Annotated in this window: 26 protein-coding genes and 2 tRNA genes; 17 read left to right on the top strand and 11 right to left on the bottom strand. The window is 65.2% G+C overall.

Annotation, left to right across the window (positions count from 1 at the left end; all coding sequences use genetic code 11):
• Positions 1-17 precede the first annotated feature (17 nt).
• Both B1C78_RS07380 and B1C78_RS07375 read right to left on the bottom strand, forming a co-directional pair.
• Positions 18-1,262 (bottom strand): ABC transporter permease, encoded by a 1,245-nt coding sequence (locus B1C78_RS07380; protein ID WP_077278513.1) that lies wholly within the window; start codon positions 1,260-1,262, stop codon positions 18-20.
• Positions 1,259-1,951 carry an ABC transporter ATP-binding protein gene (locus tag B1C78_RS07375; protein WP_077278512.1) on the bottom strand — a complete coding sequence of 231 codons (693 nt, stop codon included), beginning with the start codon at positions 1,949-1,951 and terminating at the stop codon, positions 1,259-1,261. Before B1C78_RS07375 ends, B1C78_RS07380 begins: the two co-directional genes overlap by 4 nt.
• 241 nt (positions 1,952-2,192) lie before the next feature.
• Between B1C78_RS07375 and sohB the strand changes: the two genes are divergently transcribed.
• From sohB to B1C78_RS07340, 7 genes are all read left to right on the top strand, one after another.
• Positions 2,193-3,197 carry a protease SohB gene (sohB, locus tag B1C78_RS07370; RefSeq protein WP_077278518.1) on the top strand — a complete coding sequence of 335 codons (1,005 nt, stop codon included), beginning with the start codon at positions 2,193-2,195 and terminating at the stop codon, positions 3,195-3,197.
• A gap of 51 nt (positions 3,198-3,248) precedes the next feature.
• The gene (locus B1C78_RS07365; protein WP_077278511.1) at positions 3,249-3,629 is read left to right on the top strand and encodes a SirB2 family protein; all 381 of its coding nucleotides are present in this window, start codon (positions 3,249-3,251) and stop codon (positions 3,627-3,629) included.
• Positions 3,630-3,863: 234 nt separating this feature from the next.
• Positions 3,864-4,790 carry a GGDEF domain-containing protein gene (locus tag B1C78_RS07360; protein ID WP_077278510.1) on the top strand — a complete coding sequence of 309 codons (927 nt, stop codon included), beginning with the start codon at positions 3,864-3,866 and terminating at the stop codon, positions 4,788-4,790.
• Positions 4,729-5,301 (top strand): slr1658 family protein, encoded by a 573-nt coding sequence (locus B1C78_RS07355; protein WP_077278509.1) that lies wholly within the window; start codon positions 4,729-4,731, stop codon positions 5,299-5,301. Before B1C78_RS07360 ends, B1C78_RS07355 begins: the two co-directional genes overlap by 62 nt.
• A gap of 14 nt (positions 5,302-5,315) precedes the next feature.
• Positions 5,316-5,660, top strand: a complete 345-nt coding sequence (locus B1C78_RS07350) for a slr1659 superfamily regulator (RefSeq protein WP_077278508.1) — start codon at positions 5,316-5,318, stop codon at positions 5,658-5,660.
• A 28-nt stretch (positions 5,661-5,688) separates the two neighbouring features.
• Complete coding sequence (locus B1C78_RS07345; RefSeq protein WP_077278507.1) at positions 5,689-7,242, top strand: PP2C family protein-serine/threonine phosphatase; 1,554 nt, start codon at positions 5,689-5,691, stop codon at positions 7,240-7,242.
• Positions 7,243-7,278: 36 nt separating this feature from the next.
• Complete coding sequence (locus tag B1C78_RS07340) at positions 7,279-8,058, top strand: substrate-binding periplasmic protein (RefSeq protein ID WP_077278506.1); 780 nt, start codon at positions 7,279-7,281, stop codon at positions 8,056-8,058.
• 318 nt (positions 8,059-8,376) lie between these two features.
• Here B1C78_RS07340 and B1C78_RS07335 read toward each other — a convergent pair whose 3' ends face one another.
• On the bottom strand, positions 8,377-8,904 hold the full coding sequence (locus B1C78_RS07335) for a L,D-transpeptidase family protein (protein ID WP_077278505.1): 528 nt from the start codon (positions 8,902-8,904) through the stop codon (positions 8,377-8,379).
• Positions 8,905-9,142: 238 nt separating this feature from the next.
• Between B1C78_RS07335 and zapE the strand changes: the two genes are divergently transcribed.
• Positions 9,143-10,234, top strand: a complete 1,092-nt coding sequence (zapE, locus tag B1C78_RS07330; RefSeq protein ID WP_077278517.1) for a cell division protein ZapE — start codon at positions 9,143-9,145, stop codon at positions 10,232-10,234.
• Between the two features lie 30 nt (positions 10,235-10,264).
• Here zapE and B1C78_RS07325 read toward each other — a convergent pair whose 3' ends face one another.
• Positions 10,265-10,744 carry a YbhB/YbcL family Raf kinase inhibitor-like protein gene (locus B1C78_RS07325; RefSeq protein WP_077278504.1) on the bottom strand — a complete coding sequence of 160 codons (480 nt, stop codon included), beginning with the start codon at positions 10,742-10,744 and terminating at the stop codon, positions 10,265-10,267.
• 34 nt (positions 10,745-10,778) lie between these two features.
• A complete protein-coding gene (locus tag B1C78_RS07320; RefSeq protein WP_077278503.1) occupies positions 10,779-11,825 on the bottom strand; it encodes an AIR synthase family protein in 1,047 nt (348 codons plus the stop codon).
• A gap of 309 nt (positions 11,826-12,134) precedes the next feature.
• Here B1C78_RS07320 and B1C78_RS07315 point away from each other — a divergent pair, with 309 nt between their 5' ends.
• Complete coding sequence (locus tag B1C78_RS07315; RefSeq protein WP_245795349.1) at positions 12,135-13,058, top strand: vitamin K epoxide reductase family protein; 924 nt, start codon at positions 12,135-12,137, stop codon at positions 13,056-13,058.
• Positions 13,059-13,478: 420 nt separating this feature from the next.
• Here the strand turns inward: B1C78_RS07315 and B1C78_RS07305 are convergent, their stop codons facing one another.
• The 5 genes from B1C78_RS07305 to gltX all read right to left on the bottom strand — a co-directional run bounded on the left by B1C78_RS07305 (position 13,479) and on the right by gltX (position 16,323).
• Positions 13,479-14,066: a DUF6933 domain-containing protein gene (locus B1C78_RS07305; protein ID WP_139349844.1), complete on the bottom strand. Its 588-nt coding sequence runs from the start codon at positions 14,064-14,066 to the stop codon at positions 13,479-13,481.
• Positions 14,067-14,453: 387 nt separating this feature from the next.
• Positions 14,454-14,529: transfer RNA gene (locus tag B1C78_RS07300), tRNA-Glu, on the bottom strand.
• A gap of 22 nt (positions 14,530-14,551) precedes the next feature.
• Entirely contained in the window at positions 14,552-14,743 is a 192-nt protein-coding gene (locus tag B1C78_RS07295) for a hypothetical protein (RefSeq protein ID WP_077278501.1), read from the bottom strand.
• A gap of 38 nt (positions 14,744-14,781) precedes the next feature.
• Positions 14,782-14,857, bottom strand: a tRNA-Ala gene (locus B1C78_RS07290).
• A 53-nt stretch (positions 14,858-14,910) separates the two neighbouring features.
• Complete coding sequence (gltX, locus tag B1C78_RS07285; RefSeq protein WP_077278500.1) at positions 14,911-16,323, bottom strand: glutamate--tRNA ligase; 1,413 nt, start codon at positions 16,321-16,323, stop codon at positions 14,911-14,913.
• A gap of 138 nt (positions 16,324-16,461) precedes the next feature.
• Between gltX and B1C78_RS07280 the strand changes: the two genes are divergently transcribed.
• The 3 genes from B1C78_RS07280 to B1C78_RS07270 are packed head-to-tail and all read left to right on the top strand — an operon-like array spanning position 16,462 to position 19,146.
• Positions 16,462-17,403, top strand: a complete 942-nt coding sequence (locus B1C78_RS07280) for a cobalamin-binding protein (protein ID WP_077278499.1) — start codon at positions 16,462-16,464, stop codon at positions 17,401-17,403.
• Entirely contained in the window at positions 17,400-18,371 is a 972-nt protein-coding gene (locus tag B1C78_RS07275; RefSeq protein WP_077278498.1) for a FecCD family ABC transporter permease, read from the top strand. Before B1C78_RS07280 ends, B1C78_RS07275 begins: the two co-directional genes overlap by 4 nt.
• Position 18,372: 1 nt before the next feature.
• A complete protein-coding gene (locus tag B1C78_RS07270) occupies positions 18,373-19,146 on the top strand; it encodes an ABC transporter ATP-binding protein (RefSeq protein ID WP_077278497.1) in 774 nt (257 codons plus the stop codon).
• Between the two features lie 126 nt (positions 19,147-19,272).
• On the opposite strand, the gene dacB is transcribed toward B1C78_RS07270, so the two are convergent.
• Entirely contained in the window at positions 19,273-20,694 is a 1,422-nt protein-coding gene (gene dacB / locus B1C78_RS07265; RefSeq protein ID WP_077278496.1) for a D-alanyl-D-alanine carboxypeptidase/D-alanyl-D-alanine endopeptidase, read from the bottom strand.
• 450 nt (positions 20,695-21,144) lie between these two features.
• On the opposite strand from dacB, the gene B1C78_RS07260 reads away from it, so the two are divergent.
• The 5 genes from B1C78_RS07260 to B1C78_RS07240 all read left to right on the top strand — a co-directional run bounded on the left by B1C78_RS07260 (position 21,145) and on the right by B1C78_RS07240 (position 25,990).
• Positions 21,145-21,942, top strand: coding sequence for a TOBE domain-containing protein (locus tag B1C78_RS07260; protein WP_077278495.1), 798 nt, complete (start codon positions 21,145-21,147; stop codon positions 21,940-21,942).
• Between the two features lie 23 nt (positions 21,943-21,965).
• On the top strand, positions 21,966-22,745 hold the full coding sequence (modA, locus tag B1C78_RS07255) for a molybdate ABC transporter substrate-binding protein (protein ID WP_077278494.1): 780 nt from the start codon (positions 21,966-21,968) through the stop codon (positions 22,743-22,745).
• A gap of 55 nt (positions 22,746-22,800) precedes the next feature.
• Positions 22,801-23,487, top strand: a complete 687-nt coding sequence (gene modB, locus B1C78_RS07250) for a molybdate ABC transporter permease subunit (protein WP_077278493.1) — start codon at positions 22,801-22,803, stop codon at positions 23,485-23,487.
• Complete coding sequence (gene modC / locus B1C78_RS07245; protein ID WP_077278492.1) at positions 23,484-24,554, top strand: molybdenum ABC transporter ATP-binding protein; 1,071 nt, start codon at positions 23,484-23,486, stop codon at positions 24,552-24,554. The genes modB and modC overlap by 4 nt, the downstream gene beginning before the upstream one ends.
• Before the next feature lie 188 nt (positions 24,555-24,742).
• The gene (locus B1C78_RS07240; protein WP_077278491.1) at positions 24,743-25,990 is read left to right on the top strand and encodes an efflux RND transporter periplasmic adaptor subunit; all 1,248 of its coding nucleotides are present in this window, start codon (positions 24,743-24,745) and stop codon (positions 25,988-25,990) included.
• The last annotated feature ends 2 nt before the right edge of the window (positions 25,991-25,992 follow it).

Genomic DNA, 25,992 nt, shown 5'->3' with positions numbered 1-25,992 from the left:
CCGGTGAGATATGCGGGCTACACGTGACGCAATGCCACGATGGGATCCATGCGTGCCGCCTTGAAGGCGGGTTGCAGACTTGCCACGGCCGCCACCAGAATCACGATGCCGCTCACCGCCAGGATGTCCGCCGGACCCAGTTGCGGGGCGAGCAGGATATGCTGGCGTCCGAAGGCGAAGCTCACCGGCCAGAGATTGAGCACCTGCACCAGGATCAGGCTCAGCAGTGCACCCACCAGCGTGCCCGCCAGCCCGAGCAGGATACCCTCGCCCACGAACAGTCCCATGATCCGCCCCGGCGGCGTGCCGATGGCCGAGAGGGTACCGATCTCGCGGATACGTTCGTAGACCGCCATGATCATCACGTTCATCACCGCGATCAGCACGATACCCACCAGCATGACCCGGATGAAGAGATCCAGCAGATCGATCATGCGGGCGATATTGGCGAACGGCGAAAGCTGGTCCCAGCCGTGCACCTCCAATGCCGGCTGACCCCGGGGTGTCGTCACGGTCGCCAGCGCACGGCCCAGGTGCGCCATCACCCGCTCCATGTGGCGCAGGTCCTGGAGCCGGATGGCGAGCTCGTTGATCTCGGGCCTGTCAATGCGCAGCAGCTCACGGGCATCGTCCATGTGCAGGTAGCCGTCCCGCCCGCCGGGGCCCGTGACCGCCTCCAGGATGCCCTGCACGATAAAGGTCCTGCCATTGACAGAACCATCCAGGTTGGTGGCCACCAGCACCACGGTATCGCCCACCCGGACGTCCATGCCCCGGGCCAGCAGTTCCGGGATGAGCAGCCTCCCGGGGTCCACCAGCCCCTCCTCCACGCTGCCCGCCACCAGCCGTCCGGCCAGCAGGGGCATGGCGGCCGCCTCGCGTTCCGGAACCACGCCGTTCAGACGGATGGAGGTGGTCTCCTCGAAGTTGCTGAACATGGCGCCGAACTTCAGACGCGGGGTGACGGCCTCGACCACGTCCAGCTCATCCAGCGCCCGCTCCACCGCCTCCACCATCTCCGGGGTCATATTGAGATTCAGGGGCAGGTTTTCCAGGGAGGCCACGTAGCCGCGGTGGTGCACCTGCACGTGGCCCAGCATGGAGTCGGTGATCTGGCCCACCATGATGTCCCGGAACGAGCCCGACACGGCCATGAACACCAGCACGGCCACCATGCCCAGCACGATCAGCCCCGAGGTCAGCAGGCTGCGCCGCCAGTAACGGGCGAGATTGCGCGCCGAAAGCCCCAGGACGCGGATCATGACCCGCCCTCCCCCGATGCCACCAGGCGCCCGTCCTCAAGAGTGTGCACCACCTCGGCGGCGTCCACGATCTTGGGATCGTGGGTGGAGAAGACGAAGGTGGTGCCGAACTCGTCACGCATGGTCCGCATCAGGTCGATGATGCGCAGGGCCGTGTCATGATCCAGGTTGGCGGTGGGCTCGTCGGCAAGCACCAGCCTGGGCCGGGTGGCCAGCGCCCGTGCCACGGCCACCCGCTGCTTCTGTCCGCCGGAGAGCTGATCCGGGCGCTTGTCCGCCCGGTCCGCGATGCCCACCGCTTCGAGCAGCTCCCCCACACGGGCGCGGCGTTTTGCCGCGGGCCAGTTCTGCACCATGCGCAGCGGGTACTCCACGTTCTCCGCTGCGCTCAGCACCGGCACCAGGTTGAAGTCCTGGAACACGAAACCCAGGTTTGCGCCGCGAAAATCGGCCGCCGCCCGGCGGTCCAGACGGGCCACCTCCCGGCCCAGCACCTCCAGGCGGCCGGCACTGGGCTTGTCGAGGCAGCCGATCATGTTGAGCAGCGTGCTCTTGCCGCTGCCCGAGGGCCCCACGAAGCAGACGAAACCGCCGGGCTCGATGGAGAAATCCACGCCGCGTATGGCGTGGACCTCCACGTCACCCGCGCGGTAGTGCTTCTCCAGGCCGGTCGCCATTACAAGACTCATGCAAGACCTCTCCATGTCAACGGACGATCGCGGCCGCGGCACGATCAGGGAACGTAAAAACGCTGCCGTTCCGGATCACAGCGGGTATACCGGGGGACGACAAGTATCTAAAAAGCCTAGACCCTGAGGGCAGGGGCCACAATGCGCGCCGTCAAGCACCAGGAACAAGGCATGGTCCCGCTTCATACGTGTATCCTGTATCGTGTCGCCAGCGCATCACCACCTGCCTTTGGGGCTTTCCATGGAATTCTTTCAGGATTTCGGACTCTTTCTCGCCAAAACCCTCACCCTGGTGGTCGCCGCGCTGGTGCTCTTCAGCGCCTTTGCCGCCCTGATGGGTCGGGAACGGGACAGGGAGCGTGAGCAACTGCTGGTCAAGCGCCTCAACGACCGCTACCGGGATATGGAGCGCACCATCCGCCACGGCATGCTGGGACGGCGCGCGGGACGCAGGCTGCTGCGCCAGTTCAAGCGGGAGACCAAACAGGCGGACAAGGAACGGGACGAGAACCGCCCTCGTGTATTCGTGCTGCGCTTCAGGGGCGACATCCGGGCCAGCCACGTAGACAACCTGCGCCAGGAGATCACCGCCATACTGACCCAAGCCCGATCCGGCACCGACCGGGCCGTAGTCTGCCTGGACAGCGGCGGCGGCCTGGTGGCCTCCTACGGCCTCGCCGCCGCCCAGCTGGCGCGCCTGCGCGACCGCAAGATCGAGCTGACCGTGGCCGTGGACCGGATCGCCGCCAGCGGCGGCTACCTGATGGCCGCGGTGGCCAACCGCATCGTGGCGGCGCCGTTCGCTGTGGTGGGATCCATCGGCGTGGTGGCGCAGATCCCCAACGTCAACCGCCTGCTCAAGCGCCACGACGTGGACATCGAACTGCACACCGCCGGCCAGTTCAAGCGCACGCTCACCGTGCTTGGCGAAAACACCCCGGAGGGCCGGGAGAAGTTCAGGCAGGAACTTGAGGAAACGCACCAGCTGTTCAAGGGCTATCTTAAGCGCTACCGGCCGCAGCTCGATCTGGAGAAGCTTGCGACGGGGGAACACTGGTACGGGGAGCAGGCCCTGCCCCTCGGCCTGGTGGACGAACTGGGCACCAGCGACGACCTGCTCATGGACATGGCCCGCGATTACGATCTCTACGAAATCCGCTACAGCAAGCGCCAGCCCCTGAGCCGGCGCATCACGCTGGCCTTCGAAAGTGCTCTGGATCGTGTGTTGTGGAGAAACACGCCGTGAGCACACGAACGCCCTGATCAGGCTCAGGCACCACCGAATCCGATCACGTCCATGTACACGATTATCAAGCACCTGCACATGCTGCTGGCAATCCTGTCCCTGGCCGGTTTCATGGCCCGGGGGGTGTTGCGGCTGCTGGACTCGCCGCGACTGAAGACGCGCTTCGCCCGAGTGACGCCTCACCTGGTGGACACCGCCCTGCTGCTGAGCGGCCTGTGGCTGGCCTGGATCTGGCGCATGCACGAGCACCTTCAGCCATGGCTGGTGGCGAAGCTGGTGGCCCTGGTCCTGTATATCGGGCTGGGGATGGTGGCTTTCCGGTTTGCAGGCACCACCGCGGGCCGGGTCGTGGCCTGGCTGGCCGCTATTACGGTATTCATCTACATCTTTTCGGTGGCTCGCACGAAACTCGTGCTCCCGGTCCCTGTCTGAAATCTGCAGACGAGCCCGGACCATCTCAGGCGTCTGGTCGCGTTCGACCCTACGTCCACACGAGCTTACGGGCCGCTCGTCGCCGCGTGGGCCGTTTCGACTTGCACGTTGATTCGGCCTTGATGGAGAATCCGGAGCCGGGCGCTGTATTCCCGGGCGCGGAAGTGCAGTGCACAATAAGAAACCCAAGCGATGCCGCACCCCGCGGCATCGAGCAAGAGCCGGTGGACCCTCATGCCAGCCAGTACCCCGTACGTCCAGGTTCTCGACATCGAGCAAACGCTGGCCGAGTTGAATGCAACGGTCGAGGCGCTGCGCCAGGAGCGCGACGACCTGGAGATCGCGCTCACCACGGCCGTGGAGCACGGCGACGCCATCGAACAGCAGCTGGAGACTGCCAACCGGCAGCTTCAGGGGGAGGTGCGCGAGCGGCGCATGATCGAGAAGCAGCTGCGCCACCTGGTCACCACCATCACCCAGAAAAGCCGCGATCTGGAAATGGTGCTGCAGACCATTACCGAGCACGCGGACCAGATCGATCTCCACTGGCTGGCCCGGTACATCGAGTCGGAAAACGCCGCCCGCCATGATGCCCTGACCGGCCTGGCGAACCGCCGCCTGCTGGACGAGACCATGGAGCGCGAATGGGCGCGGGCCCGCCGGCAGCAGCAACCGCTCGCCATGCTGCTGTGCGACGTGGACAACTTCAAGCCGTACAACGACTGCTATGGCCACCCGACCGGAGACGAGTGCCTCAAGCGGCTTGCGGGCATGTTGAAGGGGGCCCTGCGCCGGGAGGGGGACCTGGTCGCCCGCTACGGCGGCGAGGAATTCATCCTGCTGCTGCCCAACACCGACGAGACGGGTGCCATGCGGGTGGCCCACGGCATTCAGCAGACGCTGTCCGAACTGGATATCCGTCACGAACGGGCGCCGTTGGGCCGGATCACGTTCAGCATCGGTGTTGCCGCGACGATTCCCGACAGCGACGACGAAGGGGAACTGTTCGCCGAGGTGGACCGGCGCCTTTACCTGGCCAAACAACAGGGCCGCAACCGTATCGTGGGCAGTACCGATCAAACTACGGGGGAGGATATCCATGAGCGAGGCGCACGGGGAGATCAGGACGATTCAGCGGGACCGGAACACCGAGTCCCTTGATCTCTCGTTCTGGCCCGGATCGGTACCGCTTCGCCAGCGCTGGCGCAACAACGGCCTCTCCGCGGATTTTCTGGGCGATTACGTCACCACCTTCTTTCCACTGGACGAAAACGATCCCGCCACCCGGCAGCGGCAGAGCGAGATCCGCGGGGCCGTAAGCTTCATCGCCAACGAACTGCTCGAGAACGCGATGAAGTTCCACGATGACTCGCTGCCCGAGCCCATCACCATGCGGCTCTTCCTGCACCAGGAAGAAATCATCTTCCAGCAGATCAATTCCGCGGGACAGGAGGCGGCGGATCGCTTCCGGGCCTTCGTAGACCGGCTGCGCAACTCGGACCCGGGCGAACTCTATATCCAGCAGCTCGAGGAAGGCGCGGCCTCCGAGGGCAGCGCCGGTCTGGGCTATCTCACCATGATCAACGACTACGGGGCCGACCTGGCATGGCGTTTCGAGCCCCTAGACAACAATGGCTACCGGGTCACCACCCAGGTGGTCGTAAGAATCTGACGGAGCACACTTGCATGAATTCTCTATCCGGAGAAGGTTACGTGGTTGAACTGGACGCCGACCGCGACACGGTGCGAATGGCCGGGGCCCTTAGACTGGGGGGGCTCTCCGAGTATGGGCCGATCTCCCAGATGCTGGAAAGCGCCCTGGACGGCCGCTCGCATCTGACCATTGACCTGACCGGCCTGGAATTCCTCAACAGCTCCGGGATCGCCACGCTGTCCAAGTTCGTGATCAGCGCCCGCAACCGCAACGAATGCGCACTGTTGATCCGCGGCTCCAACGACATCGCCTGGCAGGGCAAGTCCCTCAACAACCTGAAGCGCCTCATGCCCGCCCTCGAGCTGCAGTTCGACTGAACGTGACCCTCCAGCCGAGGATTCCGCTGTGAACGACTCCGGAGCGGCCGAACGCCGGATTGACAGCCATATCCCCTTCACGCGCAGCCTGACCTTCCGGCAAGCGGCCGTGACGCTGTTGATCGTCGCCCTGCTCGGCCTGTTGGGCGGCGTGGTGGAATTGGGCGCCGACTGGCGCTCCATGCGTGCCGAGATCCAGGAGAACACCCTGCGCAGCCTGGAACTGGTACGCGGCTCCGCGAGCCAGGCCGCCTTCCAGTTCAATGACGATCTGGCGGCTCAGGTGGTCGACGGGTTGTTCGCGCACCGCGAAATGGAATCGGTGGTCCTGCGGGACAACTTCGGCGGCGTGCTCACGCGCCGCGACCGGGAGGACACACCACCCGCCGGGGCCGTGGTCAGCCGCCTGTTTGGTGACATCACTGATTACTCCGTGGATCTGCGCTACGGGGCGGTTCCCGAGGCGTCCACGGACGTGGGCGCTCTGGAGGTCACGCTGGCCGCCGGAGAGATCGGCGCGCGCTTCACCGATCGGGGTCTCGTCATCTTCGTGGTCGGGCTGATCAAGGCGGTGGTCATCTCTGCTCTCGTGGTGCTCATCTTCTATTTCATGATCACCCGCCCGCTCATTGGACTGCATACGGCCATCACCCGCATCGATCCGGTCCGGCCCGGCGACTGGCCACGACCGCGTTTCCCGCGTCATGAACGGGACGAACTGGGCCAGATCGTGAGCAGCCTGGATCACCTCATGCAGGCCTTCCAGCAGGGTCTCGAGCAACGCGACCGCGCCCGGGACGAGAATATGCGCCTCGGTGCCGAACTGGACGTCTCAAGACGCATTCAGCACATCCTGCTGCCCTCCCGGGACGAATTGGACGCCATCGAGGGGCTGGACATTGCCACACACATGGAACCGGCCCAGGAGGTCGGCGGGGACTACTACGACATCCTCAGCCACGATGAGGGCGTACGCATCGGCATCGGCGACGTCACCGGACACGGCCTGGAAAGCGGGGTGGTCATGCTCATGACCCAGAGCGCCGTGCGCACCCTGCTGACCAGCCGTGAGCAGGACATGGTCCGCGTCATGGACGTGATTAACACCACCATCTACAACAACGTGCAGCGCATGGGCTGCGGCAAGAACCTCACCCTGGCGCTTTTGGATTACCGGCGCGCGCTTGAGGGCAGCGAACCCGGCGTACGCGGCCATATCAACATCAGCGGTCAGCACGAGACCGTCATCATCGCCCGCCGGGACGGCAGCATGGAAGTGATCGATACCGACGAACTGGGTTTCCCCATCGGACTGGTTGAGGAGATGGCGCATTTCGTCGGTCAGATCAGCACAGACCTGCACGAAGGGGACGTGGTGGTACTCTACACCGACGGCATCACCGAGGCCGCCGACGAGCAGAATCGCCTCTATGGCCAGGACCGGTTGCTGGAAGTGATTGCCCGGCATCGCGACGAGAGCGCCGAATCCATCAAGGACACCATCATCAACGACGTCAAGCGCCACATGGGCAACCAGATACTCTACGATGACCTCACGCTGGTCATCCTCAAGCAGAAATAGACCCGGAATCACGGGACACACGATGGGAGAAATCGCATGACACGTGCCCTTTTCCGCAGCCGCGCCATACACCACATCCTCTGTGGCCTGATGCTGGTCGTTGTCAGTCTGGCGTGGAGCAACGTCAGGGCGACAGGGCTGAACGACCTGCAGTGGATCACCGAGGAGTTCGCCCCCTACAACTTCAGCCAGGACGGGGTCGCCGCCGGCATCGCCGTGGATGTCCTGATGGAGATGTGGCAACGCCTCGGCGTGGAGCGCACTGCGGCGGACATCCAGGTGCTGCCCTGGGCGCGCGGTTACCGCATCACCCAGGAACAACCCGGCACGTGCCTCTTCTCCACCACCGTCACGGATGCACGCCGCGAACTGTTCGTGTTCATCGAGCCCCTGATTGACTCCAACGTCAGCATCATCGCCGCCAGGGAACGCGGCCTGCAGGTGGACAACGTGGAGGACATGAGCGGGTACCAGATCGGTGTGGTGCGCGAGGATATCGGCGACCAGGTCCTGCAGGAGGACGGTTTCACGGGCACCTATGTGCGTACCGACTCGGCGCGCATCCTCATGCGCATGCTCCACGGCGGTCGCTTCGATGCCGTCTCGTACAACTTCGTCACCGCCAGCTGGACCATGCGTGAGGAAGGGATCGACCCCCGCCTCTATGAACCCGTGTTGACCCTGCGCGAGGGGTACATGGGCTATGCCTGCCACAAGGACACGGATCCGGAACTGATCGCGCAATTGCAGGAGACACTGGATGCGCTGCGCGAGGACGGCACCGTGGAGGCCATCATCCAGCGCTATCTGGAGTGATGTCCGGTTAGCCCGGACATTGCACCAACAGGTTGTTCAAAAGTAAGGCGGAGGAGGCTCTCGGGAAGGAGCGAAGTATGTCCTGCGATACTTGTTGTAGGAGCCCAGCCCTCTGGGCGAACCGGCGTTGTACCCGTGCTGCGTTCGCCCATAGGGCTGGGCTCCTACAACCGGCCCTACCTGCCAGCAGCCACCCCGGATGAACAACGTATTGAGAGATCACAGTTAACCCGGACAGGCTCTGCGCAACGCAACCACGGCTGTCGGCCTGAAGGCCGGCCTAGGAGCCTGCCGGACTTNNCTAAGTCCGACAGGCTCCTACGGTTCGATCCGGATCGGCGTCCCGTTGGGCACGGCGTGCCAGATCTCCTGCATGGCCGCGTTGGTCACCGCGATGCAGCCCTCGGTCCAATCCCGAAGCTGCTGGAAGTTCTCAAACCACTCCTCCCCGTTTTTCTGCCCGTGGATCATGATATTTCCACCGGCAGAGACGCCTTTCCTCGCCGCGCGGGCGATATCCTCCTCGTTCGGATAGGAGATGCTCAGGGAGAGGTGAAAGTCACTGTTGGGATTGCGCCAGTTGATGTGGTAATCGCCCTCGGGAGTACGCTGATCACCCTCTTTCAGCTTGTGACCCACCGGATTGCCCCCCAACGCGATGCGGTACTCCCGGAAGGGTTCTCCGTTCCTCAACAGAAACAGCCGGCGCTCGCTCTTGCGCACCAGCACCTTGTCCGCTTCAGGCAGACTGTCCGCCAAGGCCTCCACGGGCGTGTAGTCCGCATGGGCACCGAAAACGAACATTCCCAGGCTCAAACTCGCCACCAGGCCAGGAATCAGCCGCATGCGCCGTCTCCCCTGTTGTTGTTGCGCGTGGCTCCCCGAATCGTTGTGAATCGTAGCGCAACCAGTAGAGACGTTGTCAAGAAGTTTTCATAACGGGCTGATTAAAGGAGCGAAACCGGCGAGACACGGTAGCAATCGCTAGCCCGCAGTCCGAGTGTCATGAGTCACCTATGTCATCTTATTGTCATGCCATGCTATGCTGCGTTGCAGCAACCGACACACCGGTGATTGGCCCTTCATGTCCGGCAACCCATCCGTCCAGAGCATGGCAGAGACTGTTCAGCCGCTGGATTCCGCACAGGCAGAGGCGCTTGAGCATCTCGCGCGCGTACGCCGCGAACTGTTGAGCGCTCCCGCCCCCCGACGCATCTCGCCCCTCGCACGTCTGCTGGGCAGATCCGCCCCGCCGGCCGCCCCCGTGCGCGGGCTCTATCTCTGGGGAGGCGTGGGTCGGGGCAAGACGTGTCTGGTTGACAGCTTCTTTGACACCCTGCCCTTCGATCGCAAGCTGCGGCTGCACTTTCACCGCTTCATGCAGCGGGTGCATGCTGAACTCAGGACACTGGGCCACCAGGCCAATCCCGTGGACGAGGTGGCGCGGCGCCTGGGCGAATCCCGCATCCTCTGCCTGGATGAGTTCTACGTGTCGGATATCACCGATGCCATGCTCCTGCACAAGCTCCTGACCGGCCTGTTCCGCAACGGCGTCACCCTGATCACCACATCCAACATTCCGCCCGACGACCTCTACCGCAACGGTCTGCATCGACACCTCTTCCTTCCGGCCATTGACCTGCTCAAGCAACACCTGGAGGTGTTTCATCTTGAGAGCGGTGTCGACTATCGCCTGCGCTCCCTGGAACAGGCCGAAATCTATCACGCCCCGCTGGACGACGCGGCGGACGACCGCCTCGCCGAGGCGTTCCGTTCCATTGCCCCGGATACCGGCGAGGTGGGAGGAGAACTGGAGGTCAACAGCCGACGCATCCCCGTGGTACGGCAGGCTGACGGGGTGGTCTGGTTCCGCTTTCCGGACATCTGCGACGGCCCGCGCAGCCAGCTCGACTACGTGGAGATCGCGCGCATGTGTCACACGGTGCTGGTTTCCGGGATTCCGGTCATGGACGAGGGCATGGAGAACCAAGCCCGGCGCTTCATGGCACTGGTCGACGAGTTCTACGATCGCAACGTCAAACTCATCGTCTCGGCGCAAACCCCGCCGGATCGCCTGTACCAGGGTAAATGGCTGAGTCGCGAGTTCCAGCGTACACACAGCCGGCTCCAGGAGATGCAGTCCCACGCCTACCTGGAGAAACCCCACCTGCCCTGAGGCCCGTCGGCCGGCCCGACCGTGGGGCACTCACTTGCGCTGATAGGTACCGACCAGCCGGTTCATGCCGATGACGTGTGGTTCGACCTGCGCCAGCAGTTCCCAAAGCGTAAGCCCCGGCTTCAGTTGCACCTCGCTCTTGAGGGCCAGCACCCAGAAGTAATAGCGATGGGTCCCGTGTCCCGGCGGCGGCATGGGGCCGCCGTAGCCCGGCTTGCCAAAATCGTTGCGTCCCGGCGTGAAGTCGCCGACGCCTTCCGGCAGACCCTCGACCGAAGCGGGGATGTTGTAGAGCACCCAGTGCACGAAGCCGTAGGTGCCCGAAGGCGAGACCAGCGGCGCATCCGGATCGTGGCAGACCACCGCGAAACTGCGCGTGCCTGCGGGCGTACCGCTCCAGGTCAGCGCCGGTGAGACATCGTCGCCCTCGCCGGCATGACGTTTCGGAATCGCGCCTCCGTCACCAAAGGCGGGACTGGTCAGCTGCATGTCGGACAGTGCGAATCCCATGGCAATCTCCTCCGGAATCGGGCGGGGACGACCACTATTCCCGAGAGGCGGCGGGCGCGTCAAACAGGGCGGCCAGGGCGTCGCGCCCGGGCTCCGGCATTGTCCCGTCGGGGCCCTCCACCCTAGCGCCCTCACCACCCACCTCGCCGATCTCCGCACAGGGGATCGAGGCCGATGCGAGCGCCCGAATGATGCCCGAGGCATCCTCCGGGGCCACGGTCAGCAGCAGCGCCCCGGATGCGATGGTGGTCAGCGGATCGAGCCCCAGTGCACCACAGATGCGCGCCGCGAGCGGCGGCACCGGGATGGCTGCGGGATCCACCCGGATCAATCGGCCACTGGCCCGCGCCAGTTCCCAGAGGGCCGCTGCCACACCGCCTTCGGTGGGATCGTGCATGGCCGTCACCCTGCCCGCCCCCAGCGCGATGCGCGCATCCTCCACAACGCTGATCCCCGGCTCGTCGACAAAGCGCCGGGCACGATCAATGTCCGCAGGCGACACAGACTCCCGCAGCCGCTCGCTGAACTCGGCGGCGAGGATTGCCGTACCCTCGATGGGCACACCTTTGGTCAGCAGCACCCGGTCTCCGCTTCGGGCCCCGCGCGGCGTCACCAGTCGGTCGCGTGCGACCTCGCCCAGCAGCGCACCCACCGCAATCGGGTGCGCGAGGCCATGGGTCACCTCAGTGTGTCCGCCGACCAGCGTGATGCGGAGTTCCCGGCAGGCCTCCCCGATCTGTCCCATGATCCGTTCGGCCATGGCGAAGTCCGCGCGCCCTTCCGGCAGCAGGAGGGTGACCATCAGCCAGCGAGGCTCGGCGCCCGTGGTGGCGATGTCGTTTGCATTGACCCGCACCAGGTAGCGGCCGGGATCATCGGTGACGAATGTCACCGGATCCGACTTGCAGACGAGGAGACGCTCGCCCTGATCGATGACTGCGCAGTCCAAGCCCACGCCCGGACCCAACAGCAACTCGGGGTGTTCGGTCGGGGCGAGGCCAAGCAGGGCCTCCAGCAGATCTGCAGGAAGCTTCCCCACCGGCAGGCATGGTCCCGCATCGGGAGGCGCACCATCGGTCATGATGTGATCTCCAGGGATTGCGTTGTCGGTTTCGGGCTAGTGTACCCCGCCACTCATTTTGTAACATTCAGCGAGTCGGAAAGCGCTTAGCTGCAAGGCATGGCTCGCAGGCAATGGCAGCGTCCTTGCCAAGAGACATAACGCCGCAGATGAGCGCTTTCCGGCTCGCCCTTCGGGAGCGTGTCTGAGTCGACATTGCTGCGTTCCAATCCTTGTAAAGGGCTTGCCATTCACTGCGGATTGCGCCTTGCACTGTCGACTCAGTCACACTCTGAATGTTGCAAAATGAGTGGCGGGGTACACTGTGTAATGCCTCCCACCACGCGGATTCAGGAGACCCAGCGCTTCATGGCCAGGAACAAGGGCAAGCGCCGCAAGGCAGATGTGGCAGTGAAGACCGCTCCGGCCGCCCGGCCACAGCCGGGCGCGGACCGTGTCGTTGTCATCCTCGCGGGCATCGGGATGCTGATCACCGGATACCTGACCCTGGTCGCCTGGATGGGCGGCGGTCCGCTACTGTGTGCGGAGGGTTCGGGCTGCGATCTGATCCAGCAGAGCCGCTGGTCCCGGGTACTCGGGCTCCCGGTGGCCCTGTGGGGGTTCCTGGTGTATGCCCTGCTGGCGCTGACCGCCGTCAAGGTCTCGGGGCGGCTCAAGCGCTGGCGCAGGCTCTGGTTCGTCTCCCTGGTGGGCGTGGCCATCAGCGTCTATCTCACCGCCGTGGGCCTCATCCATCTGGACGCCCTGTGCGCCTGGTGCCTGGCATCGCTGGCCACGATCACGGCCATCTTCCTGTGGGTCACGTTCCGGCGCCCGGAGACCGCACCGGGTCAGCCATGGGGTTTCTGGCTGGCCAACAATTTTGTCGTCACCGCGGTGATCCTCGGCACCCTTCACCTGTACTACAGCGATCTGCTCAGTCCCCGCCCGGATCCGCGCCTGGTGCCCTTGGCACAGCATCTGACGGAAGCGGGCGTGCGTTACTACGGGGCCTACTGGTGCCCGGCCTGCCAGCAGCAGAACCGCCTGTTCCGCGGGGCCTATGAACACCTTCCCTACGTGGAATGCTCCCCGGACGGCCGTCACGGGCGCCCGGCACCGGCATGTGTCAGGGCCGGCATCAGTACGTTCCCCACCTGGGTCATTGATGGGCGCCGGTACGAAGAAGTGCTGACACCCGCAGAACTCGCCGACTATTCCGGGTTCGACTGGGCCGGTGCCCGGCAGAACTGATCGGCCCAGCCCGCATATCTCACCACCGTTCGTGGCGAGGGCGTTGAGGCGCCGCTGTGACGGGGCGCGCGGACCGGAGGACGGCGCAGGCGTAGCCGTCACTACGTCAAGCCGACCGAAGGGAGCACGCCCCGTCATAGCGAGCGCATCGGCGACCGCAGTAGAAGGGTGGTGAGATATGCGGGCTAGCTGTGATCTCTCGATACGTTGTTCATCCGGGGTGAGCTGCTGGCAGGCAGGGCCGGTTGTAGGAGCCCAGCCCTCTGGGCGAACCGGCGTTGTACCCGTGCTGCGTTCGCCCAGAGGGCTGGGCTCCTACAACAAGCATCGCAGGACATGCTTCGCTCCTTCCCGAGAGCCTCCTACGCTTTACCTGTGAACAACCTGTTGGGGTAACACAGCTAGACGCCGACCCACCCGTCAGTGCAGCCGGTTGAAGGGCACAACGTTGTCCGGTGAATTCCGACGCTCCGTGCGTTCCAGCAATCCCAGCCAGAACCCGCGCATCACTTTCAGCGGATAGATGCTTTCCGGATCACCCCCGCGGAAACGGGGCGTCTCGTTCACGTACAGGCCGAATGCGAATTCCTCGGCTGCGCTCCCGGGCAGCGAGCCGACCTCCTGCGCCTTGTCCTCCAATACCCAGACCACATCCCTGATGTGTGCAAGCACGCTTCGATCGAAACCGGTGATGATCTCCACGGGTTGCGCGACCAGATCCACGAGTCCCGCCAGACGCTCGGAACGCACCTCGTCCAGGTTGCAGATGGTTACCGCTTCGCGCCACAGCCGATCGTGAAACAACGTCGGAAACTGATCGAAATCGGCCTTCCGGAGTCCCGTCATCACGATCGCGTAACGGCTGCGCGCCTCCATCGCAATCACACACTTGCGCCCGAGCACGTGTACCCGGTGGGCGTACCACTGCATGGCCTGCAGGTTGACGGGGGCCTGGACAAGGAACCGCTTGAGATCGGTGCTAAGTGCCCTGGATACGTGTATCTGCATGTGGCTGTCCATCCCTCCTGTCCAACGCCGAATGGGCTGATCCCGAACCTGCTTCATCGAACCGGAAGCCACCATACCATGCCCGCGTCAGCCCGGATATTTGACCGGGTCGCAGGTCGGATAAGGCGCGGCCGCATCCGGCACACCGGACTCAGGCTGACCAGCCGGATAGAGATATGTCTTGCCACAGAGGTCACAGAGGTCACAGAGAAGGTCAAAAGTGAAAGTACTCTCTGTGGCCTCTGTGACCTCTGTGGCTGATCCTCAATCGGTGCGTCCCGCTCCACCGGCTCGGGCACCTCATCAGCCATCCCCAAAGGGCACAAAAAAACCCGCTCGGGGCGGGTTCTTCTGTGACAGCGGCGCACATCGGCCGCCGGGCGGAGATGGCGTCCCCACGGGGATTCGAACCCCGGTCGCCGCCGTGAAAGGGCGGTGTCCTAGGCCTCTAGACGATGGGGACGTATTCGGAACGTCGTTGTTCGTTATCTTCTCGGGCCGATCATCAGTACCGTGACCAGTCCGGTGAAGGTGATCAGAAACCCGATGGGAACCAGCGAGAGGAAGAATTTGGCCCATTCCTCCACTTCCCTGAACATGGCACCGAAGCCCACGATCAGGGCAATCACCGTCAAAACAATCCCGACGATGATCGAGTAGCGGCCGAAGCGGTACATGGCGGATCGCTCCTCGGTCAGGCGCCGGGACGGAGTTCTGGTGGAGCCAGGCGGGATCGAACCGCCGACCTCTTGCATGCCATGCAAGCGCTCTCCCAGCTGAGCTATGGCCCCGTCAAGGAAGTCGCGAAATTTACGCGAGTGCTTTTTCCTTGTCAAGCAGGGGTCTACGCCTCCTCACTGCGGGCCTCCATGTAGTCCAGCGCACGCCCGATCCGGGCCAGGGTGCGGTCCTTGCCCAGCAGTGCCAGGGTCTGGTCGATGGGGGGCGAGACACTGCCTCCGGTGACGGCCACACGCAGGGGCTGGGCCACCTTGCCCAGTTTGAGTTCCAGGCGCTCCGCCACCCCCTCCACGGCCGCGTGGATGGCCTCGGCAGTCCAGTCGCCCAGGGCCTCAAGGGCGGCGTGCAGGGCCTGGAGCACCGGCCGGGCGTCCCCGGTCAGGTTCTTGCGGGCAGCCTTCTCCTCGTAATCCTCGAAATCCCGGTAGAAATAGACGCTGTTGGCAGCCATCTCGGCCAGGGTCTTGGCCCGTTCGCGCTGGGCCGTCACCACCTCACGCAGCGGCGGCGGGGCCGACGGATCGATACCATGATTGCCCATGTGCCACGACAGGTGACGCGCCACGTGGTCAGGGTCGGAGTGCTTGATGTAATGCTGGTTGAGCCACAGCAGCTTGTCGGGGTTGATAGCCGACGCCGAGTGATTCACGTCCACGATGTCGAACAACTCGATGAGTTCCTCGAGCGTGAACACTTCCTGGTCGCCGTGGGACCAGCCGAGTCGTACCAGGTAGTTGATCAGCGCCTCGGGGAGGAACCCGTCGTCGCGGTACTGCATGACGCTCACCGCTCCGTGCCGTTTGGACAGCTTGGTGCCGTCCGGACCGAGGATCATGGGCAGGTGGGCATACTTCGGCGGCTCCACGTCCAGTGCCTTCAGGATGTTGATCTGGCGGGGCGTGTTGTTGAGATGATCGTCGCCGCGGATAACGTGGGTGATCTGCATGTCCCAGTCATCCACCACCACGGTGAGGTTGTAGGTGGGGCTGCCGTCGGAACGGGCGATGATCAGGTCGTCCAGTTCGCTGTTCTGGAACACCACGCGGCCCCGCACCATGTCCTCCACGACGGTCACACCGTCGTCGGCATTGCGAAAGCGGACCACCGGTTCCACCCCTTCCCGGGGCTCGGTGCGATGGCGGCAGCGTCCGTCGTAGCGCGGCTTCTGCTTGCTCGCCATCTGCTCGGCGCGCATGGCGTCCAGCTCTTCCTTCGTGCAGTAACAGTGGTAGGCCTTGCCCTCGTCGAGCAGCCGCTGCACCACCTCCCTGTAACGTTCGAAGCGCTGCGTCTGGTAGAAAGGCCCCTCGTCGTACTCGAGCCCCAGCCAGTTCATACCCTCGAGAATCGCGTTGACCGATTCGGCGTTGGAGCGGGCCAGATCCGTATCCTCCACGCGCAGGACGAAATCGCCGCCATGTTTGCGGGCATACAGCCAGGAAAACAGCGCCGTGCGGGCCCCACCGATATGCAGGTAGCCGGTGGGGCTGGGCGCGAAGCGGGTGCGGACTTTCATTGACGGGCGCTCGGATACGGTTGGGAGAAAGGCGCATAGGGTATCAGACGGCCCGCCGCGCTTCATCAGGCACCCGGCGGTATCACGCAGCCCGGCTGGTATGATGCACATCCTGTGTCCCCGTCGACCACCTTCGCCATGTCTCTTGTCCGCTTCGTCAGTACGCGCCCTGGCCCATGGTTATGGCTGTTGAGCCTGCTGGCGGGGTCGGCAGTGCTGGCAGGTGGCGGCGCAGCGGTACAGGCCGAGATCCGCGTCACCGACGACAGCCATCGTGAAGTGCGCCTTGCCGAACCGGCACACCGGATCGTCAGCCTGTCGCCCCACCTCACGGAGCTCCTGTTCGAGGTGGGCGCCGGCGACCGGATCGTCGGCACGGTGAGCTTCAGTGACCACCCCGAGGCTGCACGGCAGATTCCCCGGGTGGGCAACGCCGGACAGCTGGACCTGGAACGCATCCTGGCCCTGCAACCCGATCTGGTGGTGGCCTGGCGCAGCGGCAATCCGGCCCGGCAGGTGGCCCGTCTTGAGGCACTGGGCCTGACGGTCTACTACAACGAACCGCGCCGGTTGTCGGATCTGGCGGATACCCTGGAAAGGCTCGCCGTGCTCACCGGTTCATCCGAAACCGGAGCTGCGCAGGCGGCGCAACTGCGTGAACGAAGCCGGAAACTGGCGACACGTTACGCGCACCGGCCGGCCGTGCCCCTCTTCTACCAGATCTGGGATGACCCGCTCATGACCGTCAACGACCAGCATCTCATCGGTGAACTGATCGCGCTGTGCGGTGGGAAAAATCTCTTTGGCGAGTTGCCGGCACTGGTCCCGCGGCTGAGCCGGGAGGCGGTGCTCGCGGCGGATCCGGAAGTCATCGTGGGCGGCGGATCCGGCGAAGACAACCGTGCCTGGGTGGACGGCTGGCGCCGATGGAGCGGCCTGACTGCCGTACGCCGGGACAACCTGTTCTTTATCCCGCCTTCGCTTATCCAGCGACAGACGCCGCGCATCCTCGATGGCGCAGAGATGCTTTGCGAGTATCTGGATGAGGCCCGCGCCCGCCGCCCGGAGACCGCCCCTTGAGCGGCCGGCTTGCCACGATCCTGTCCGTGCTGTGTCTTGCTGCAGCGGCGGCCATTGGCATATCACTCATGCTCGGCAGCGTGCCCGTATCGCCGGTCGATGTGGGCACCGTGCTCACCGGCGGGGGGGATCCCCTGCATCAGGCCCTCGTGCTGGAGCTGCGCCTGCCCCGTACCCTGGCCGCCTTCGCCACCGGCGGGTTGCTCGCGGTGGCAGGCGCCCTGATGCAGGTCCTGCTGCGAAACCCCCTGGCTGATCCCTATGTGCTGGGTATCTCCGGCGGGGCCGCCGTGGGTGCCCTGCTGTCGATGCTGGCCGGACTGGCCACCGCTGTCGTCTCGGGTGCCGCCTTTGCCGGTGCGCTGCTGTCCACCCTCCTTGTCTTCGGACTGGCCCACGGCACCGGCAGCTGGACCCCGGTGCGCCTGCTGCTGACCGGCGTGGTGGTGGCGGCGGGATGGGGCGCGTTGATCAGTTTCATTCTGGCCGTGGCCCCCGGCGCGGAACTGCCGGGCATGCTCTACTGGCTCATGGGGGATCTCTCCCATGCGCGTCATCCCGGGCCCGCCTGGATCGTGCTGGCCATCGTCGTCCTGCTCGCCTGGCCGCTGGGCAGAAGCCTCAACGTGCTGGCCCGCGGCGCCCTGCAGGCGGCAGCACTGGGTGTCTCGGTGCGCCCGCTGGAATGGATCGTCTACCTCTTGGCCGCCGTACTCACCGCCACCGCGGTCACCCTGGCCGGCACCGTGGGGTTCGTGGGTCTGATCGTGCCGCACATGCTGCGCCTGGTGCTGGGCAACGACCAGCGGATCATCCTGCCGGCTGCGGCACTTGCCGGCGGCATCCTCCTCACGCTGGCCGATACCCTCTCGCGCACCGTGATCGCCCCGCAACAACTGCCCGTAGGCGTGATCACTGCATTGCTGGGCGTGCCCGTGTTCCTCTACCTGCTACACCGGAGCCGCTGAGATGAGCGAGCCACTGCTGCAGCTTGAGGATCTCGTCATCCACATTCCGGGAAGGCCGGACGGATCGGCGCTCAGGTTCGAGGTGCGATCGGGCCAGTGCTGGGGCATCCTCGGCCCCAACGGCGCCGGCAAGACCACCCTGCTGCATACCCTGGCGGGGCTTCGGGCGCCGCGCTCAGGTGGTGTACGGCTTAACGGCAGGAAGCTCGGCGGGATCCCGCGCCGCGACGTGGCACGCCAAACGGCCCTGGTGTTCCAGGATCATCACGACGGTTTTCCCGCCACCGTACTGGAGACCGCACTCATCGGGCGTCATCCGTACCTGCGCCCCTGGGACGTGGAATCAGCCGACGACATGGCCATGGCACGGGCGGCACTGCAGCAGGTCGACCTGGCCGGCCTGGAGTCGCGTCTGGTCGGCACCCTGTCCGGCGGTGAACGCCAGCGCCTGGCCATTGCCACCGCACTCACCCAGGACCCGCGGCTTTTCCTCCTGGACGAGCCCGTGAGCCACCTGGACCTGCACCACCAGGTGGCCGTGCTGGAGATCGTTCGCAAGCGGGTAAGCAAGGGCTGCGCCGCGGTCATGAGCCTGCACGACGTGAACATCGCCGCCCGGCACTGCGATCACGTCCTGCTGCTCTACCAGGACGGCGGTGCCCGCTGGGGGCCCGTCAATGAGATGCTGCAGTTGCAGGTGCTGGAACGCCTCTACGCCCAACCCCTGGTACAGGGCGAGGCTGGTGGGGCGCCGGTGTTTGTGCCCAAGGGCTAAGGGCGTTTAGCCACAGAGGGCACAGAGGTCACAGAGGGAAAGACAAACAAACTCGGTTGCTTCTTTTTCTGAATTTTCTCTGTGCCCTCTGTGACCTCTGTGGCAAGAACCAGCTCTTGGCTTTGACTAACGGCTGAACGCCCACTGAAGCACCGCGTCCTGCAGTTCGATGCCCGTGCTCCAGTGCACGCCGGGCCCGTTGGCCATGACCACCGCGATGACGTCCTCGCCGTCGGCCGTTTTTATGTAGCCTGCGACACTCGACACGCCCTCCAGGAAACCGGTCTTGAGGTGCATGCGCCCCGTGGCGGGATCGTCTTCGAAGCGGGTGCGCAGGGTTCCGTCCATGCCCGCCAGCGCCAGTGACGAGACGAACTCCGGCATTAAGGGACTCTCACGCCCGGCGCGCAGGATACCGGCCAGCTGCCGCGCGGTGATGCGATTGTGGCGGGACAGCCCCGCCGCGTTGTCGAGTACCAGTCCCTCCGTGGCAATGCCCCTGGAATCCAGGTAATCGAGAATGGCGTTGACGCCTTTCGCGGGCGTGGCCGGCGCGCCCAGGGTTTCCGCACCCAGCGTCAGCTTGAAGTGCCGGGTCATGACGTTGTTGCTGTGTTTGTTGGCCAGCCGGATCAGGTCTCCCAGCGGGCGGGACTCGTGCACCAGGTCCGGTTCCCGATCCGTGTGCGGCCACTCGTCGATACGCCAACCGCCCGTGAATTCTCCGCCCCACTGGGACCAGAGGGCCGTGAACAGGCGGTGGACATAGTCCTCCGGCGTCAGAGCGGTACGCGCAAAACGATGCCGCCCGCAGGCGCCGGGAAACTGACCGTCCACCGCAATGCCCGGCTCCGATTCCAGCACCCGGTAACGGATACCCAACCGGTAGCCCCCGCACGGCCCGCCGCGCTGGCGCAACCGATTGTCGACGCGCAGGCCGTCGAGGGGCGGATCGACGGCCACGTCCACGCGTTCCCCGTCCATGGCCGGGGAGACCTCCACGTGGAGCGCGTTGAAATTGACCAGCATCGCATGGGGCGGCTGATTGTAGACCCGGTGAGGTTGCCCGTCGAAGTCGGCGGGCGTCTCCTCCGGAAGCTCGAAATAGGACAGGTCGAAGACCAGATCCCCTTCAATGCGGCGGATGCCCAGACGACGCAACGCGCCCGTGAGCTTCCAGAACTCCTCGGTCACCAGAAAGGGATCGCCGCCCCCGATGAGCCACAGATCCCCCTGAAGCACGCCCCCTTGCACGGGGCCATCCAGATGGACGCGGGTCTTCCAGGTATACGCGGGCCCCAACACCTCCAGGGCCGCCAGACTGGTGGCGAGCTTGATCAGCGAGGCCGGATTGAGCGCGGTATCGGGGTTGTGCGCAAGCCACGGCTCCCCCCCGCTCACCGGCTGCACCCAGACGCCGATCTGTTGCGGATCCATGCCGTGGGCCTGGATGACGCGGTTGATCTGGGCGGGCAGCGGATTCTGCGCGCTGGCGGCGTTTGGGATAGCGAGGAGCAGCAGGAGGATGGGCAGAATCAGGCGGAGCATGGACGGTGGTTCGTGTAGCAATGCTTGGGGTGGTTCAAGGCTATTTAGCCACAGAGGACACAGAGGTCACAGAGAAAAAAACTTTCGGACCTGCAGATCGGGCTTGTTCGGCGCCTCCCTGCGCCTCACCCCAAGGGGGCTCACGCGACGAATCGCTCCCGGCGATTCGTTCAGCCCGACGCAGGGGCTCTGTCGGACACCGCTCTGTCGGGCTAAAGCCCGACCTACAGGTCCGCGTGTCTTTTTCTTCTCTGTGACCTCTGTGACCTCTGTGGCTAGACAATCCCACGGGATCCAGGAATAAGCCGCACCCCCAAGGCATCTACCAGTAAGCCCGGTGCCGGATGCGGCTATGCCTTATCGGGCCTACGAACCGTGGGATCGGGAAGTTTTCTTGACATGATCGTTATATACGACGATATATAACGCATTCCCCATGGAGGCAGGTGCATGAAGGCCCACGTGGACGGACGATTCTGGCTGAACGTGAGCGACCGGGGCTTTCTGGGTGCCGGGCGCATCGAGCTGCTGGAGCGCATCGGTGAGACGGGCTCCATCTCCGCCGCCGCGCGGTCCATGGGCATGAGCTACAAGGCCGCCTGGGATGCCGTCGAGGCCATGAACAACCTGGCGGAACAGCCCCTGGTCATCAGGCAGGCGGGCGGCAAGCGAGGTGGCGGGACAAGGCTCACCCGGTTCGGGCACCGGGTCATTCATCACTATCGGGCCGCCGACGAGGCCTATCGCCGCTTCATGGAGCAACTGGAAGAGCGTCTCTCGGACCTGGGGGACGTGGTCGGATTCATGAGGAAGATGTCCATGCGCACCACTGCCGCCAACCACTTCCAGGGTCGCATCAGAGAGATACGCACTGGCGCGGTCAACGACCAGGTGTCCGTGGACATCGGCGGAGGCCAGGACGTGGTGGCCATCGTCACCCGCGCGGCGGTGGGCGATCTGGGGCTGGTGGAGGGTGGCGAGGTGCAGGTGCTGTTCGACGCCTCCAGCGTGATCCTGGCCGAGGACAACCCCGCCCTCAGATGCAGCGCCCGCAACCGGTTGTGCGGCACCGTGATCGAGACCCGCGACGGCGCCGTCAACGGCGAGGTGAAGCTGCGACTCGCCGAGGGCCGTGTCCTGACCGCCATCGTGACCAGTGAATCGCTCGCCGCCCCGTGGCTGGCGGTGGGCAGCCGGGTGTGTGCGCTGATCAAGGCGCCGCACGTGATGCTCGCCGTCAACACCTGACCATTCACTTGCACTCCGGATCAATGAATCTTCGGAACACCTCGTTGAAACGCCTGTTCCTGAGCGTGCTGATCGCCGCACTGCCCATGCTGTCGTTCTCCGCCCAGGCCGAGCGATTCACGATCGCGGCCGCATCCGATCTGCGCTTCGCCCTGGACGACATCATCGCCCTCTATCGTGAACGGCATCCGGATCATGCGGTGCGGGTCATCTACGGCTCGTCCGGCAAGATGACCACCCAGATCATGAACGGGGCGCCCTACGACATCTTCTTCTCCGCCGACATCCGGTTTCCCCAGCGACTCCATGAAGCGGACCTGACCGTGACAGACCCCGCCGTCTACGCCATCGGTCGCATCGTCATCTGGAGCAACACGCTGGACGCCTCTCAGCTCACTCTCCGGGACCTGGCGACCGACGAGCGCATCCGCCGCATCGCCATCGCCCAGCCTTCCCACGCCCCCTACGGCCTGCGTGCCCGGGAAGCCATGGAGGCCGCCGGGGTCTGGGAGGCCGTGCAGCCCAGGCTGGTGTTCGGTGAGAACATCGCCCACGCCGCACAGATGGTGGAATCCGGTGCCGCCGACGTGGGCATCATCGCCCTGTCCCTGGCCCTGTTCCCGGCGCTGGCCGAGCATCCCCATCACCTGATCGACGACTCGCTGCACAACCCCCTGACCCAGGGCTATGTCGTCACCCGGCGCGGCGGCGGGAATGCAGCGGTGACGCACTTCGTGCGGTTCATGGAGACCGACGAAGCCCATGACGTCATGGAACGCTACGGCTTCGTGATGCCCGGGTAGGCCATCCGGCAGACATCCGACCACTGACTGCAACGACGACAGGAAGGCGGATCCCATGTTCGGTCTCGGCCCGGAAGACTGGCAGGCCATTGAAGTCACCTTCAAGCTCTGCCTCTACACCACCCTCATCCTGCTGGTCATCGCCACGCCCATCGCCTGGTGGCTGTCCAGCGGCCGTTCCGCGGCACGGGTGGCGGTACAGGCCGTGGTCGCCCTCCCCCTGGTGCTGCCACCCACGGTGCTTGGTTTCTACATGCTCATTGTGCTCGGCCCCCGGGGCTTCGTGGGCGGCACCCTGGAGTCCATGGGCCTGCATCACCTGGCCTTCACCTTCGAAGGCATCCTGATCGCCTCAGTGATCTACTCCATGCCCTTCGCCGTGCAGCCCCTGACCGAGGCCTTCAACAATCTGGGGCGCCGCCCCGTGGAGGTGGCCGGCAGCCTGGGCGCCAATGCGATCGATCGCTTCCTGACCGTGATCCTGCCGCTCACCAGGGGCGGATTCGTGGTGGCGGCCACGCTCACCTTTGCCCATACGCTGGGCGAGTTCGGGGTGATTCTCATGTTGGGCGGTAGCATCCCCGGCGAGACCAAGGTGCTCTCCGTGCTCATCTACGACCATACCGAGGCCATGAACTACGAATCGGCCCACCGTCTCTCGCTCATGCTGCTGATCTTCTCCTTCCTCACCCTGTTCATCGTCTACGGCATCACGCGGCGCTTCCGGGTGGCCAGAATATGAGCCTCGCGGTCCGTGCCTGCCTGACGCGGGATCACTTCACGCTGGACGTGGACATGGATCTGCCCCTGGACGGCGTGACCTCCCTGTTCGGCCGTTCGGGCTGTGGCAAGACCACGTTGTTGCGCATCATTGCGGGGCTTGAAAGGGTGCGCGGTGCCCGCGTGCGCTTTGGTGATCGGCTGTGGCAGGAGGGGCGGCACTTCGTGCCCCTGCACCATCGGCGCATCGGCCTGGTGTTCCAGGAGCACAGCCTCCTGCCCCATCTCTCGGTACGCGACAACCTGCTCTACGGCTACAAGCGCACGCCGAAGTCGCAGCGTCGGCTGCACCTGCCGGAAGTGGCCGACATGCTGGGCATCCCCGAATTGCTGGAACGTCCCATCGACCGGCTCTCCGGCGGCCAGCGCCAGCGGGTGTCCCTGGGGCGGGCACTGCTCACCAGCCCCCAGCTGTTGCTCCTGGACGAACCGCTCTCGGCGCTCGACGCCCAGACCAAGCGCGAGATCATGCCTTTCCTCTCCAGGCTCGCAAAGGAAGCCGGCGTACCCATCGTCATGGTCACCCATGCCCCCGATGAGGTGGAGCGCCTGGCCGATCGGGTGGTGTTCATGCACGAGGGACGCATCGAACGCAGCGAGACCCTGCGCGAGGCGCTGGGCCGGGCGGACTCGCCCCTGTTTGCCGACGAGGGCCCCGCCTCGGTCCTGGAAGGGGCGCTCGGGCCCATGGCGGATGAGGGGCTGCGCCCTTTCGGGACCAACGGGACGCGGCTCTGGGTCGCCTGCCCGGACGACCGGCCGTCGGGCGGCACGGGGCGCCTGCGGATCCTGGCCCGGGACGTGAGCCTGGCGCTGGACGATCCGCAACGGATCAGCATCCAGAACCATCTCCGGGTGACGATCGAGCGGATCGATCCGCTCAGGGACCACCGCAGCCTGGTGGCCTCACGCACCGCCGACGGCCAGCTGCTGCTGGCCGAAATCACCACCCGGGCAGCCGCTCAGTTGAATCTGGCGCCCGGGCAACCTGTCTATGCACTGATCAAGAGCGTCGCACTGATGGGGTAGTAGAGCTCCAGAGGCAAGATACAAGAGGCAAGATGCAAGAAAAATCCAGAGCGGCTTTTCCACTTGTCTCTGGCATCTTGTATCTTGTCTCTGCGCTTCCTTCGTGACACCGTCACTGTGGGAGTCGCCTCTGCACCCTGAACCGCAAGAATTCCAAGACCTGCACGTCTCAAGGAAGCGCTTTTTTCATGACCCTGCCCCGCCCTTTCCGTGCCCTGCTGCCCCTGCTCATCCTGGCGGCCGGCATCACCGGTTTCCTGATCCTTCGGGCCACCGCCCCCGAAAGCCCGCCCATGGAAGTGGCCGAACGGGTCTGGCGGGTCGATTCCGAGGTGGTCTCGCCGCAAACGCTGTCGCCCGCTTTGCAGCTCTACGGCCACGTGACCACACCCCGTACCGCAAACCTGCGCGCAGCGGTGGAGGCGGACGTGCGCGACACGCCCGCCGAGGAAGGCCGCATGGTCGCCGCAGATGACGTGTTGGTCCGGCTGGATGAGCGCGAGACGGCCCTGCAGGTCATGCAGCGGGAGGCGGATCTTGCCGATATCCGCGCCCAGATCACCGCGGAGCGACTCAGGCATGTGCGTGACAGGGAGGCCCTGGGCCACGACGAGGCCCTGCTGGAACTGACTGCGCGCAACGTGGATCGCGCCCGTGACCTGCTGGCCCGCGACGCGGGCAGCCTGAGTGCCCTGGACGACGCCCGGCGGGCATACGAGCAGCAGGCCCTGGCGGTGAACACGCGGCGCCTGGCCCTGGAGGACTTCGATGCCCGCATGGCGCAACTCGCCGCCCGTGAGCAGCGCGCCGAGGCGCAACTGGAGGACGCGCGGCTGAATCTGGAGCGCACTCGCGTGCGCGCCCCGTTCGACGGACGCATCGCCCGGTTGGCCGTCGCCCCCGGCGACCGGGTGCGGGTGGGTGACGTGCTGGTGACCCTGTTTGACGCCAGGGCCCTGGAGGTGCGCGCACGCATCCCCGCCCTGTACCTGCCCATGGTTCGCACCGCACTGGAAGCCGGCGAAACGCTCACGGCCCGGGGCGAGATCGACAGGGCGGAGGTGCGCATGGAACTCACCCGCCTGGCCGGCGAGGCCCCCGCCACGGGGGCCGGTGTGGAGGGTCTGTTCCGGATCGTGGAGGGCGGTGAGCACGCGCCCCTCGGTCGTTTCCTCACCGTGCGCCTGACGCTGCCGGAACAGGCCGACGTGATCGCCCTGCCCTTCGAGGCCCTGTACGGTACCGACCGGGTCTATCGGGAGGAGGAAGGGCGCATGCGCGCGCTGACCGTGGATCGGCGCGGCGAATGGATCGACGCCGAAGGACGTGAACGCGTGCTGGTGCACAGCCCGGGGATTCGTGACGGCGACAGGCTCGTGACCACGCGCCTGCCCAATGCGGTGGACGGCCTGCGCATCGAAACGGACGTCGACTGACC

Source organism: Thioalkalivibrio denitrificans, from assembly GCF_002000365.1.
In the GTDB taxonomy this organism is placed as follows: Bacteria; Pseudomonadota; Gammaproteobacteria; order Ectothiorhodospirales; family Ectothiorhodospiraceae; genus Thioalkalivibrio_A; species Thioalkalivibrio_A denitrificans.
Note: the sequence above shows the minus strand (reverse complement) of the source record. Positions and strands in the feature narration are given on the sequence as shown.